Here is a 12104-nt window from a genome sequence, read left to right on the forward strand (position 1 = left end):
CCCTGACCGGGCCGGACCCAGGAGGAGGAAACATCATGAACACCTCGCACCTCATGCGCCGCGTGGCGGCCCTCGCCGCCGCTGTCGTACTCCCGGTGTCGCTGGGGGTACTCGCCCCGCCGGCCTTCGCCGAGGACGCGGACGGGCCCTTCGGCCCGGGCTGTGCCGCGGTGCCGGCCGAGGGGGAGGGCAGTCTCGACGGCATGGCCGACGACCCGGTGGCGACCGCGGCGTCCCACAACCCGGAACTGTCCACGCTCGTCACGGCGGTCAAGCAGGCCGGCCTGGTCGACACGCTGAACAACGCACAGGGCATCACCGTGTTCGCGCCGACGAACGACGCCTTCGCGAAGATCCCGAAGGCGGACCTGGACAAGGTCCTCGCCGACAAGGCCACCCTCACGAAGATCCTCACGTACCACGTGGTGGACGGGAAGGTCGACAAGGCCGCGCTCCCCGACGGCTCGTTCGAGACGCTCCAGGGCGGCACGGTGACGACCGACGGATCCGGCGAGTCCTTCGAGGTCAACGACACCGCCAAGATCGTCTGCGGGGACGTGCCGACCTCCAACGCCACCGTGCACCTCATCGACACGGTCCTGATGCCGAAGTGACAGGGCCGGACGGGCTGTGATCGCGTCCCGGGAACGGGCGTGGGCGTGGTGGGCGTGACGGGGAACCCCCGTCCGGGCGCGGGGCCCGGACGGGGGTGCGGTGGGGCGTCCGTGACGCGGGGTCACGCGCGCGGTGCCGGTACGTCGACGGCCTCGACCGCCGCGACCAGCGAGGCCAGTTCGGGGTTCCCGGCGGCCTCGTCCAGCGCCTGGCGGAGGGCGGTGTCATTGGTCGGCCGGGCCTCGTCGAGGAGCTCCCGGCCGGCCGGGGTCACGTCGGTGTAGATGCCGCGCCGGTCGGTGGGGCACAGGTACCTCGACAGGAGCCCCCGGTCCTCCATGCGCGTGACGAGGCGTGTCGTGGCGCTCTGGCTCAGGACGACCGCGTCGGCCACCTGCTTCATCTGCAGATGGCCGCCTTCGCCGTCGTGCTGCCGGCTGAGCACGTCGAGCAGCGAGTACTCCCGCGCGCTCAGGTCGTGCCCCGACTGCAGGGCGCGCTCGACGTGCGACTCGATCCGGCCGTGCAGCAGGGAGAGCGCGCCCCAGCCACTGGCGAGAGCGGTGAGCGCGGGGTCCGTGGCGGTCATGGGTCCCGGTCTCCTTCCCGTGGTGTGCACACCCAGGATACGCCATGGATGCAAAAATCGGCTAGAGCGCTTATAGCGCGACTGCAAGCATATGGAAGGGGCGGGCGGCGCGGGCCGCCGCGATGAGGTGGGTGCCGCGCTCGCGACCCGCGTCCGGACCGGCCCCGCCACCCGAGACCGCCCTTCGGCCCGCGCCGATGCCTGTGCCGAAGCCTGTACGGAGGCCTGTACGGAGGTGCCCGGCGCCGTCGCGGTCCGGGGGCGGTGCCTCACGTGGCCTGTCTGCCGCGGACGATGAGCACGGCCAGGTCGTACAGCGGCCGACGGCCGGCCTCGGGCAGGAGGGGGGAGAGGCGGAGCCAGGCGTCGTGGAGCAGGCGATCCGCCTCCTCGCGGCAGGCCGCCACGGCCCCGCAGTCCTCCAGTTCCCCGGCGGCGCGGACCAGCGCCGTGCCCTCCAGCGAGCCGTCCCTGACCCGCCGCCACAGCGGGTCGAGGCGCGGGCGCGGCAGTCGGCCGACGGCGTGCGCCAGCGGCATGGACACCTTGCCGTTGCGCAGGTCCTCGGCGGTCAGCTTGGTCGGCGCCCCGGCCTGGGTGACGCCCCGCAGGTCGGCGACGTCGTCGGCGATCTGGTAGGCGGTGCCCACCGCGGAACCGAAGGCCGCGAGCGCCGTGCGCAGTTCCGGCGCGGCGCCGGTGACGACCGCGGCCATCTCCATGCCCGAGGCGGCCGGGACTCCGGACTTCAGCCGGTGGGTCAGCCGTACGAGATCGAGCACGACGCCCGGGTCGCCCCCGGCCACCGCCTGGTCCATCTCCTCCCGGTGCCCCTGCAGGTCCAGTGCCTGCCCGGCGTGGCCGGCCCGCAGCGCTGCCAGCAGGAGCGCGCGCAACTCCCCGGCGCGCGCGGCGTCTTCGGGGAAGGTGAGCTGCACGGCCCGCTCCCACAGGAAGTACGCGGCGGTGCCGGCGTTCAGGGCTGTCGGCGCGCCGAAGACCTGGTGGACGGTCGGTCGGCCGCGGCGCAGCGGGGAGCCGTCCTGGACGTCGTCGACGATGAGGGACCCGGTGTGCAGGAGTTCCATCGCCGCCATCAGCGGCCCGCACCGCTCGCCGTCGCCGCCGAGCAGGCGGACGGTCTCCCAGGACAGCACGGGCCGCCATCGCCGCCCCGATGCCTCGACGAGGTGGCGGATCGGGGCGCTCAGCGCGCGTTGCAGCCGGCGGCCGAGCACCGGGGCGCTCGGCCGCCCGGCCCCGGGCAGCTCGCCGGCGGGCAGCCAGGCGGCACACGCGGCCTGCGCGGTGCCGGGGCACAGGAGGTCGAGGTGGTGGTCGACGCGGGCGGCGATCCGGTCGACGCGCTCGCGGAGCGCGGCGGGGTCCGTACGGGGGGCGGGGAGGGTGCTGCCCGGGTGGAGGAGGGCGCCGGTCATGGCGGGGGTCGCTTTCGGTCGGGCCTGGCGGGTGGGTGGGGGCTCGGGGGTGCCGGGGCCCGTACGGCACGGGCTTCCCCGCGGTGAACGAACCGGGCGAGGACGCCGTCACGCCGCCCGCCCGGGCCCCTCCGTCCTCGACGCGCACCGGCGGCGGTGACACCTTCGGCGGAGGAGGTCGGAGCGCGCTCGGCGGAGACGACTGCATTGCGGTGAATTCGCCTCCCGATCGAAAACGAAGCGCCAAATAGGACAAGTTTCGCAATTGGGTCATGCGAATCTGAGGCCGGGCACCCACCACCGCCGCGGCTCGCTTGCGGAGCCGAGGCCGTTTCCTGCCCGTCCTGTTGTCGACAGCCGAGGAGGCCAGCATGGGAATCAGGGACACCCGAGACGCGCTCGACGAGAACGACCCCACGTACCGCGACGAGCGAGGAGTCGAGATCACCGTCACCGCCGGGCGCGCGAAGGTGCACATCGCGGCGCGCGACGGTCAGTTGATCGTGAACGCGGCCCGCGTCGAGGACGCCGACGGCGCCGCGACGTCGTTCGCCATCGACGACGGCGACGCCGAGGCCAGCCTCTCCGAGGTCGCGGTCATCAGCCAGATCAATGAGGCCTGAGGTCCTGAGCCACATCGACACGGACCGCGCGATCGCGCCGTCCGTGTCGATGGATCTCGTGTCCCTGCTCGGCGACGTGCACTCCGCCGGCGCGTGGGACGACGCGTACAAGCTCTGGCAGGGGGCCGTGGCCCCCGCCGACTTCATCGACGCCGAAGAGATCGAGCGGCTGCTCACCGCGAGCCTGATTCGCTGGCCGTACTTCACGGTCCTCCAGGACGGGCGCCGGGCGGACCCGGCCGGCTACACCGTCACCCGCGACGTCATCGGGCAGAGCCGCGGCGGGTTCGCGGACCCGGCGAGGATCCGCCGCCTGATGCGGCAGGGCGCCACCCTCAAACTGAGCCAGTTGTCGGACTGGCACCGCCCGACCCGCGAGGCGGTGCGGGCGATCGAGAAGGTCGTCCCCGCCGCCGTGGCGACGTACGTCTTCTGGACGCCTTCCGAGCGGCGCGGCATGCTGCCGCACCGCGACGCCGCACACGTCCTCGTGCTGCAGCTGGAGGGCCGCAAGGAGTGGCGCCTGTACGCCCAGCCGGGCCAGATCGCGAGCACCGCGGGTCTGGACGTCGACGCCCGTCACCCCAGCCACACCCTCGTGCTCGAACCGGGTGACGCGCTCTACCTGCCCCACGGCTGGCCGCACGACGCGAACGCCGTCGACGGCTCCTCGCTGCACCTGACGTTCACGCTGACCGAGCCCACGCCGGACGACCTGGTCGAAGCGGTACTCCGGCGCTTCGAGGACCGCCACCACGACCTCGTCCACCGTCACCACGCGCGGACGCTCCGGCAGAAGTCCGAGGAGGTACGGGCGGCGCTGGCCGCGGTGGTCGACGGCTACGAGGCCGACGCCTGGCTCGGCTCGGCCCTCTCCGAGATCCGGAAGGCGGTCGGATGAGCGACGGAACCGTCGACGGCACCACACGGCCCACCACGGCCCTTCCCCTCGAGGACCTCGTCGGCGACGTGGACCGCTTCTTCGCCGAGCACTGGGGACGCCAACCCGTGTTCCTCCGCGCGCGGGGGGACCTGACGCGACTGATCAGCGAGCAGGAGATGTGGGACGAGGTGGAGTGCGGGCTGCTGAGCCGTCCGTACTTCACCGTCTTCGACCACGGCAACCGCGCGGCCATCGCCGACATCACCACGACGCGCACGGTCGTGGGCCGCGAACTCGCGGGCTTCGCGGACCCGGTCCGGATCCGCGAGCGCTTCGCCGCCGGCGGCACGCTCAAGTTCAGCCAGGCGGAACACTGGCATCCGCGCATCCGCGCGCTCCTCAAGGGGATCGAGTCGCACTTCCAGGGCGGCCTGGAGGCCTTCGTCTTCCTCAGCCCCCCGGACCGGACCGCGATGTCGGCGCACACCGACGGCGCGCACGTGCTGATCCTCCAGGTCGCCGGAGTGAAGGACTGGGTACTGGGGCGTCTCGACGGCACGTCACACAGCGACTCGACCCTCCACGAGGGCGAGATCCCCCCGGAGCTCCGCGTCGAGCGGACGCTCCACCCGGGCGACGTGCTGTACATGCCGCACGGTTGCCCGCACTACGCCACCGCGCGCGACGGCAACTCGATCCACGTCGCGATCACCGTCGAGGAGCCGACCGCGACGGACCTGGCGAGCGTCTACCTCGCCGGGCTGCTCGGCGACCGGCGCTACGCTGCCCTCTCCGCCGACCACCACACCGAGGGAAGCCTCGCGACCATCGAGCGACTCCGCTCCGCCCTGGGGTCGTTCCTCGCCGAGAGCGACAGCGCCGACGTCCTCGGCAAGGCGGTCGACCTGCGCCGGGCCCACAGGTGAGCGCCGTCGCGGCGGCGGCGCGCCCCGCCCTGCGGGCCCGCCCCGTCGCCGAGACGCGACGCCGACTCGAACCGCTGATCGCGGCGCGCGGCATCACGAGAGTCGCCGAGCTCACCGGGCTCGACGTGCTGGGAGTCCCGGTCTTCTCCGCGATCCGCCCCGCGGCGGCGACGCTCGTCGCCAGCGCCGGAAAGGGACACGACCCGGACGCGGCGTGGGTCTCCGCGGTCATGGAGTCCCTGGAGGTCCGCGCGGCCGAGCGGTACCGGGCGCCGGTCGCGGCGCGCGGCACCGCGAGGCGCGTCGGCGCCGGTTACGGCGTCCGGGACCTCGCCCTCCATCCGCTGTCGCTCGTCGAGGAGACGACGACACTGGAGTGGACCCCGGCCCTCGACCTCCGCGGCGGTCGGCCGGGCCTGGTGCCGGCCGCCGCCGTGGGCCTGCGCGGCTGGACCGGGGACGCGTGGTGCCCGCCGCGGTTCGTGACGACGAGCAACGGTCTCGCCGCCGGGAACGACGCCGACGAGGCCACCGCCCACGCGCTGCTGGAGCTGATCGAGCGCGACGCCCTCGCCCGCGCCGACGGTTCCCCCCGCACGCCGGTGGCGCCGGCCTCGCTCGGCCCGGGCGCCGCGCGACTCGCCGGCCAGGTCGCGGCGGCGGGCGGCGTACTCGAACTCGAACGCCTCACCAGCCTCGACGGCACCACCGCGTTCGTCTGCTACCTCACGCAGGAGGAGATGCCGCGGGTCTTCGGCGGCACGGGATGCCACGTCGACGCGGCGCTCGCCGCCGAACGCGCGATCCTCGAAGCGGTGCAGAGCAGACTGTCCTACGTGAGCGGGCTCCGCGACGACCTCGACGCGACCGGCTACCGCCCCTCCCTCTCCGCCACCGCGCGGCGCTCGCCCCGGCCGGTGACCGACACGCGTCCGCAGCGGACGGGCGCCCCCGGGGCGTCGGCCCGCGACGTGTGCGACCGGTTGACCGCCGTGATCGCCCGGCACACGGAACGCCCCGTCCTGCGCGTCGACCTGACCTCCCCCGAGGAGCCCTTCCCCGTGGTCGTGCAGACGTTCGCGCCGGGCCTCCGCGGCTCGCCCTCGGTGCCCTCCCCGCCCCCCGACGAGAAGGTCCGGCCATGAGACGCCGCGGTTTCGCCCTCATCGGCCCCTCGCTCGCGCCGGCCGACCGTCCCGCGCTGCCGGACGTGACGTACCGGCCGCCGGCGCGCCATGGCGACCTGTACGCCCTCGGCCTCCGGCGCGGCGACTCCGTGCTCGTCGTCGACGGTCTCTACCAGCACGTCGCGCCCCTGCGGCACAAGGAGATCCTCGCCGCCCTGGCCCAGGGCGTCCGCGTCTACGGCGCGGCGAGCTACGGGGCGCTGCGGTCGGCGGAACTCGCCGACCACGGCATGGTGGGCGTCGGCCGTGTCGCCGCCGCGTACCGCGGCGGCGAACTCGCCTCGGACGCGGATGTCGCGGTGCTCCACAGCGACGACGAGGCCTGCCGCCCGGTCACGATCGCGCTGGTCTCCCTCCGCACGGCCGCCCGCGCCCTCGCGGAGGCCGGCCGGATCGACCCCGCCGCGGCGGACGAGGTGATCGCGATCGGCGCCGCCCTCCACTACACCGAGCGGGCGCCCGGGGCGCTACGGGCCCGGGCCGCGGCCGTCGGCGTCGGCGCGGCGACGGACCTGGTGCTGGCCGAGCTCGCGGCGGGGCGCGACGTCAAACGACAGGACGCGCTGGAGGGGCTGCGACGCCTCGGCGAGGACACCGGCGGCATCGACCCCCCGCCGGCGACCCGCTGGGACTCCTCCTACGGGGCCGAGACGGCGTTCGCGCACACGCCGCTCGTGGCCGGCGGGGTGACGGGCCGGCGGCTGCTCGCCTGTCTCCAGGTGTTCGCGCCCGACTATCCCGAGCGCCACCGGGCCTACGTCCACCGGATGGCGCGGGCATCGTCGTCGACGGGCCCCGGCGCCGCGCCCGTCCTCGCCGCGGCGGGGTTCGACGTGCCCGCCGTGGCCGCCGGACGCTACGCGGGCAGGACGCGGGCGACCGGGCACTGGCCGCGAGAGGAGCGGGCGCTGGTCCGGACGTTCCGCCTCCCGCCGGGCCGCTGCGTCTACAAGGACCTCCCTCCCGAGGCCCTCGGCGGACGACCACTGGCCGACGTCCTGGCGTGGTCCGCGGAGCTCGGACCCCCGCCCCCGGCCGGACGGCGGCTCACCGGTGCGGCCCTGGCCGGGCTCTGGGGCGCGGCGAACGACGAAGAGCTCCTGCTGTCCGCCCTGGAGCGGGGGTTCCGGGACCTCGGCGAGGCGGTCGCCGTCGGCCGGACCCTCGATCTGTCACGGGGCGCCGCCCGGTGACGCCACCCGCCGCGTCGGGAGTCGTCGAGCGGTTGCTCCGCGCGCCGAGGTTCTCGACCGTCGAGGCCTACGACGGCGCGACCATCGTGATGCGCGCCGACGTGGCGAGCCGGCGCAGCGACCGGCTCCTGCCCGTGCTGCGCTGCTACCGCCGTGAGGAGGACGGCACCTGGTCGGTGGCGTGGTCGGTCCGCGGGTACGCGGCGGCGCTCACCGAGGACTCCGCGGTGGCCTACGCCACGGTGCGCGCGGGCGGGCACGAGATCCGCCGCCGGGAGGCCACCGGCGAGGACGTCCCGTGGGCGGTGCTGCCCGGGCAGCTCGGAGCCATGGCCTTCGACCCCGCCACCGGGAGCCTGGCCTGCACGGTCCGGACCGCGGGAGCCGGGAACGGCGGGCGCCGTCCGACCGCCTTCAGGCGCTCGGACGCGGCGTGGTTCGACGACCAGAGCGCGGCACTCGGCACGGCACGGCACGGCGGCGGCTGGCGCGCGTGCGTGGTGCGGACCGATCTGTCGGTCGTCCCGGCCGCCGTCTCCGACGACGTCGCCCTGACCGGCGAGCTCGCGTGGTCGGGCGGCGGACTGGTGCTCGGGGCCACCCGCCATCTGCGCGACGGGAGGCGACGGTTCGGGCTGCTCGTGGCCGGACCCGACCACGGAGCGCGGCTCGTCTTCGACCCCGCGCTCGACCTGACCGGGCCGGTCGCCGCGCCGGACGGCAGCCGACTGGCCTGTGTCGGCACGACCGTGCCCACCGGGCACGAGCCGATGGCGCAGAAGCCCTGTCTCCTCACCGACGGCCGTGCCGTGTCCCCCCTCGACACGGGGGACGACCGGTGGCACCGCCCCGTCGGCTGGGCCGACCCGGCACGGCTCTGCTGCGTCGCCGAGGACGGAGCGCGGCGGACCCTGGTCGTCCACCACCTCGCGACCGGCGACCGGTCGGCGGTGGACCTGCCGGCCTCGGTGGTCGACGCCGTTCCCACCGCCGCCGACTCCGCCGTCATCGTCTCGTCCCCGGGGGCACCGCCCGTGCTCGGCGTCGTCGGTCATGCCGGCGGCGCGCTCGCGGAAGTCCAGCGCACGCCGGGGATCGAGGCCGCCGGACGCCTGCGGCGCGTCCCGCTCGCCGACACCGAGACCGGTCTGTCCCTCTCCGCGTGGCTGTGCGAGCCACCGGGGCCGCCGAGGGCGCTCGCGGTGGTCTTCCACGGCGGGCCCCTCAAGAGCTGGACGGACTGGCCCTGGCGGTGGAACCCGTGGCCGCTCGTCGCCGCCGGACTCACGGTGGCACTCGTCGACCCTCCGATGTCCCTGGGCTACGGCTCCGCGGCCGTGGCGGCCGGTTGGCGCCGGTGGCGCACCGGCATCGCGGAGGTCGCGGCGCGCCAGGTGGGCGAGGTCCGCCGCGTGACGGATCTCCGGGACGCGCCCCTCGTGCTGCTCGGCGGGAGCTTCGGCGGCTACCTCGCGCTCGTCACGGCCGCGGGGCTCCGCCCCGACCTGGTCGTCGCCCACGGCAGTCCGGCGGACCTCCGCCACGTCGCGTCCGTGAGCGACGTCGGATGGCAGTGGATCCGCGAGTACGGCGATCCGGACACCGAGCGGGAGCGCTACGACGAGCAGAGCCTGCCGGCCGCCGGCATTCCGCCGGGGACGCGGGTGCTGCTCTCGCACGGCGTCCAGGACGAGCTCGTCCCGGCCGCCGAATCCGTACGGATCCACCGTTCCCTGGTCCGGCAGGGCGTCCGGAGCGAGCTGGTGCTCTTCCCCGGCGAGGCGCACCCCGTCTCCCGGCCGAGCAACCTCACGGCGTGGTTCGCCTGGGTCCTCGGCGCGTGCGACGAGGAACTCGGCGACCGCCGCCCGGCACGGAGGCCCACATGACGACCGCGCCCGTGACCCGGTCGACGCTCGTACGCGGCATGGCCGCACTGGGAGTGGGCCCGGGCCGTACCGTGCTGGCCCACGCGTCGCTGTCGCGGTTCGGCTACGTGGCCGGCGGCGAGCACACCGTCTGCCTGGCGCTGGAGGAAGTCCTCGGTGCTCGCGGGACCCTCGTGATGCCCGGGTTCTCCCCCCAGCTCGTCCACCCCGCGGCCTGGCGCCCGGCCCGTCTGAACGGGGCCGATCCCGTCGCACTGGCCGACGACATGCCCTCCTTCGACCGGGCCTCGACCCCCGTGGCGGCGACGATCGGGGTCGTGGCCCAATGCCTGCGGGCGATGCCGGGCACCCGGCGCTCGGGCCACCCGCACACGTCGTTCCTCGCGCGCGGGCCGGAAGCGGAGGCGATCGTGGCGGACCACCCGCTGGAGTACCGGCTCTCCACGCTCGGACCCCTGGGGCGGTTGTGGGCGCTGGACGCGGTCGTCCTCCTGCTGGGCGTCTCCTGGTCCAAGTGCACCGCGCTCCACATCGCCGAGTACCTGGCCCCGTACCCGGGACGCCGGCAGGGCCGCTGGCCGGTGCCGGTGGCCGGTCCCGCGGGGGTGCGCTGGGTCGAGGTTCCGGAGCTGGTCGTCTGGGAGGGGGACTTCGAGCGGCTCGGGCGCGCTTTCGAGCAGGCGCGTCCCGAGTCCGTGCGACGCCGCCGGATCGGTGACGCCGACTGCGTCGCGGTGTCGCTGCGGAGCCTCGTGCGGTTCGCGGTGCGCTGGCTGCCCGCCCACCGCGACCTGCGGGGCCTCGCCGACCCGCCGGGCTGGTCCGCCGTCGAGCCGGCCACGGGCGTGCTCCCCGGAGCGTGAACACGCCCCGGACGCGGAGACCAAAGCCGCCTCAGGCGGGGTGGCCGGGGTCGAGATCGCGCAGATCCCGGTACCGGAGCAGCGGGGGAGGCGGGCCTGCCCGCGGGGGGCTCTCCGCTACGGGCGCCAGGAGGAAGCCGACGTGGTCGCCGCCCTCGACCTGTGCCTCGATCCGGCCGGTGAACCACGTGGCCGACCCGTCCAGGACGGGACTGCCCGCCTCTCCCGTGTGCCACGCGACCTCGGCGAACTTGTCCACCCGGTCGCCCGTCTCCTCGCCGAACAGCTCCGCCCGCGCCCGGTCCCCCCGGTGGAGCAGATGCACGGTGAGATGCTCGGCCGCCCGGGCGAGGCGGTAGGTGTGGTTGGCGGTCGACAGCCACACGACGAACCGGGGCGGGTCGATGGAACACTGCGACGCGAAGCCCACCAGGCAGCCGGCCCGACGGCCGCCGGACGCGACCGTGACCACGTACATCGGTCCGTCGTGCGCGTCGGTGAAGACGGGGAACCCTGCCACAGCGCCTCCTCGTGCCGGCTTCTCCGCGCCCCGCGCGGCGCCGGGGCCCGGGGCCCGGGGCGACGCGCCGACCCGTACCCGTGTCGACCGTGGGCCGGGCCCGGTACGCGCGGGCGCGTTCCGGAACCGGTTCACGCGGCCGGCCCGGCGCGTCCGCCGCCGCCCTCGATCAGGGCGACTGCCCCGCCCCGCGCCGGGTAGTCGCCTGCCGACGCGAGGAGACGCCATGAAGATCCTGACCGTGGGAGTCGAAGAGGAGTTCGTCCTCGTGGACCGCGTCGGCCGGACCCCCGTGGACCGGGCTCCGGACGTGCTCGCCTCCGCGACGAGGGTCCTCGGCGAGCAGGCGCAGCGGGAGTTCTTCAACGCCCAGGTGGAGACCGCCACGCGTCCCACGGCATCCTGCCGCGACCTGCGCGACGAGCTGGCCTGGCTGCGCGCGGTGTTGGGGAAGGCGGCCGGTGCCGAACACTGCCGGCCGGTCGCGACCGGAACCCCCGTGGTGCGGCCCGTCCGGCCGCTGACGGTCACCGACACGGAGCGGTACAGACGTATGGCGCGCCGTTACGCCTCCAGTTTCTGCCCGGTCGACGGCCTCGTGTGCGGCTGTCACATCCACGTGGGGGCCGTCGACCGGGACACCGCGCTCGGGCTCTCCCGGCGGATGGCTCCCTGGCTGCCGGTGCTCCAGGCGCTCACCGCCAACTCGCCGTTCGCGCGGAGCCGCGACACGGGCTTCGACAGCTGGCGTTCGGTCGAGTACGCGCGGTGGCCCACCGTCGGCCCGGCACCGGACCTCGACGAGTCGCACTACCTCGCCCGTGTGGACCAGCTGGTGCGGACCGGCACCCTCCTCGACCGGCGGATGGTCTACTGGTACGCCCGGCCCTCCGAGCACGTCCCGACCCTGGAGATCCGTGTCGCGGACGCCAACGCCGACGTGGACACCGTCGTCCTGCTGGCGTGCCTGGTGCGGGGACTGGCCGTGACGTTGCTTCCGGAGGTCCTCGACGACCGCCCGGCACCGCGGGTGCCGCTCCGGCGGCTGCTGCTGGCTCACGAGCTGGCCGCCCGATACGGCCTGTCCGGCTTCGGTCTCGATCCGTGCACGGGCCTCGCGGTTCCCGCCGTCGAGCTGGTGGACAGGCTGGTGCGGCGTGCGCGGCCGGGGCTCGACGCGGCCGGCGACACCGAAGGGGCCCTGCGTCAGTGGCGGCGCCTGCGGGCCCGGGGCGCGGGGGCGGCCCGGCAGCGTGCCGTCTACCGGCGGCACCGGCGCCTCACCGACGTGGTCGACTCCCTCGCCGCGGTGACCGCCGCGGCCTGACCGAACCGGAGAAGCCGGGTCCTTCGGGCCCGGCCGGAGAGAGGAGGGAC

The 12104-nt window shown here is 75.1% G+C and carries 12 protein-coding genes; 9 read left to right on the forward strand and 3 right to left on the reverse strand.

From position 1 onward, the window contains the following. Window positions 1-35: 35 nt before the first annotated feature. Entirely contained in the window at window positions 36-614 is a 579-nt protein-coding gene (locus tag ACFQ8C_RS08720) for a fasciclin domain-containing protein (protein WP_383453661.1), read from the forward strand. A 122-nt stretch (window positions 615-736) separates the two neighbouring features. Here the strand turns inward: ACFQ8C_RS08720 and ACFQ8C_RS08725 are convergent, their stop codons facing one another. Further along, a complete protein-coding gene (locus tag ACFQ8C_RS08725) occupies window positions 737-1204 on the reverse strand; it encodes a MarR family winged helix-turn-helix transcriptional regulator (protein ID WP_383453663.1) in 468 nt (155 codons plus the stop codon). A 269-nt stretch (window positions 1205-1473) separates the two neighbouring features. Then, a complete protein-coding gene (locus ACFQ8C_RS08730; protein ID WP_383453665.1) occupies window positions 1474-2643 on the reverse strand; it encodes a polyprenyl synthetase family protein in 1170 nt (389 codons plus the stop codon). A gap of 371 nt (window positions 2644-3014) precedes the next feature. On the opposite strand from ACFQ8C_RS08730, the gene ACFQ8C_RS08735 reads away from it, so the two are divergent. From ACFQ8C_RS08735 to ACFQ8C_RS08765, 7 genes are read left to right on the forward strand one after another with little or no spacing between them, the layout of a single operon-like run. Next, window positions 3015-3266 carry a hypothetical protein gene (locus tag ACFQ8C_RS08735; RefSeq protein ID WP_383453667.1) on the forward strand — a complete coding sequence of 84 codons (252 nt, stop codon included), beginning with the start codon at window positions 3015-3017 and terminating at the stop codon, window positions 3264-3266. Continuing rightward, complete coding sequence (locus ACFQ8C_RS08740) at window positions 3256-4167, forward strand: JmjC domain-containing protein (protein WP_383453669.1); 912 nt, start codon at window positions 3256-3258, stop codon at window positions 4165-4167. The genes ACFQ8C_RS08735 and ACFQ8C_RS08740 overlap by 11 nt, the downstream gene beginning before the upstream one ends. Further along, window positions 4164-5075, forward strand: coding sequence for a JmjC domain-containing protein (locus tag ACFQ8C_RS08745; protein ID WP_383453671.1), 912 nt, complete (start codon window positions 4164-4166; stop codon window positions 5073-5075). Before ACFQ8C_RS08740 ends, ACFQ8C_RS08745 begins: the two co-directional genes overlap by 4 nt. Beyond that, on the forward strand, window positions 5072-6220 hold the full coding sequence (locus tag ACFQ8C_RS08750) for a YcaO-like family protein (protein ID WP_383453673.1): 1149 nt from the start codon (window positions 5072-5074) through the stop codon (window positions 6218-6220). The genes ACFQ8C_RS08745 and ACFQ8C_RS08750 overlap by 4 nt, the downstream gene beginning before the upstream one ends. Then, entirely contained in the window at window positions 6217-7455 is a 1239-nt protein-coding gene (locus ACFQ8C_RS08755; RefSeq protein ID WP_383453675.1) for a TfuA-like protein, read from the forward strand. The genes ACFQ8C_RS08750 and ACFQ8C_RS08755 overlap by 4 nt, the downstream gene beginning before the upstream one ends. Next, on the forward strand, window positions 7452-9344 hold the full coding sequence (locus ACFQ8C_RS08760; protein ID WP_383453677.1) for an alpha/beta hydrolase family protein: 1893 nt from the start codon (window positions 7452-7454) through the stop codon (window positions 9342-9344). Before ACFQ8C_RS08755 ends, ACFQ8C_RS08760 begins: the two co-directional genes overlap by 4 nt. Beyond that, window positions 9341-10207, forward strand: coding sequence for an aminoglycoside N(3)-acetyltransferase (locus tag ACFQ8C_RS08765; protein WP_383453678.1), 867 nt, complete (start codon window positions 9341-9343; stop codon window positions 10205-10207). Before ACFQ8C_RS08760 ends, ACFQ8C_RS08765 begins: the two co-directional genes overlap by 4 nt. A gap of 31 nt (window positions 10208-10238) precedes the next feature. Here ACFQ8C_RS08765 and ACFQ8C_RS08770 read toward each other — a convergent pair whose 3' ends face one another. After that, complete coding sequence (locus ACFQ8C_RS08770; protein WP_383453680.1) at window positions 10239-10727, reverse strand: flavin reductase family protein; 489 nt, start codon at window positions 10725-10727, stop codon at window positions 10239-10241. Window positions 10728-10953: 226 nt separating this feature from the next. Between ACFQ8C_RS08770 and ACFQ8C_RS08775 the strand changes: the two genes are divergently transcribed. Then, entirely contained in the window at window positions 10954-12054 is a 1101-nt protein-coding gene (locus tag ACFQ8C_RS08775) for a glutamate--cysteine ligase (protein WP_383453682.1), read from the forward strand. Window positions 12055-12104 lie beyond the last annotated feature (50 nt).

The sequence above is a fragment of the Streptomyces sp. NPDC056503 genome (genome assembly GCF_042794995.1).
Taxonomy (GTDB): Bacteria; Actinomycetota; Actinomycetes; order Streptomycetales; family Streptomycetaceae; genus Streptomyces.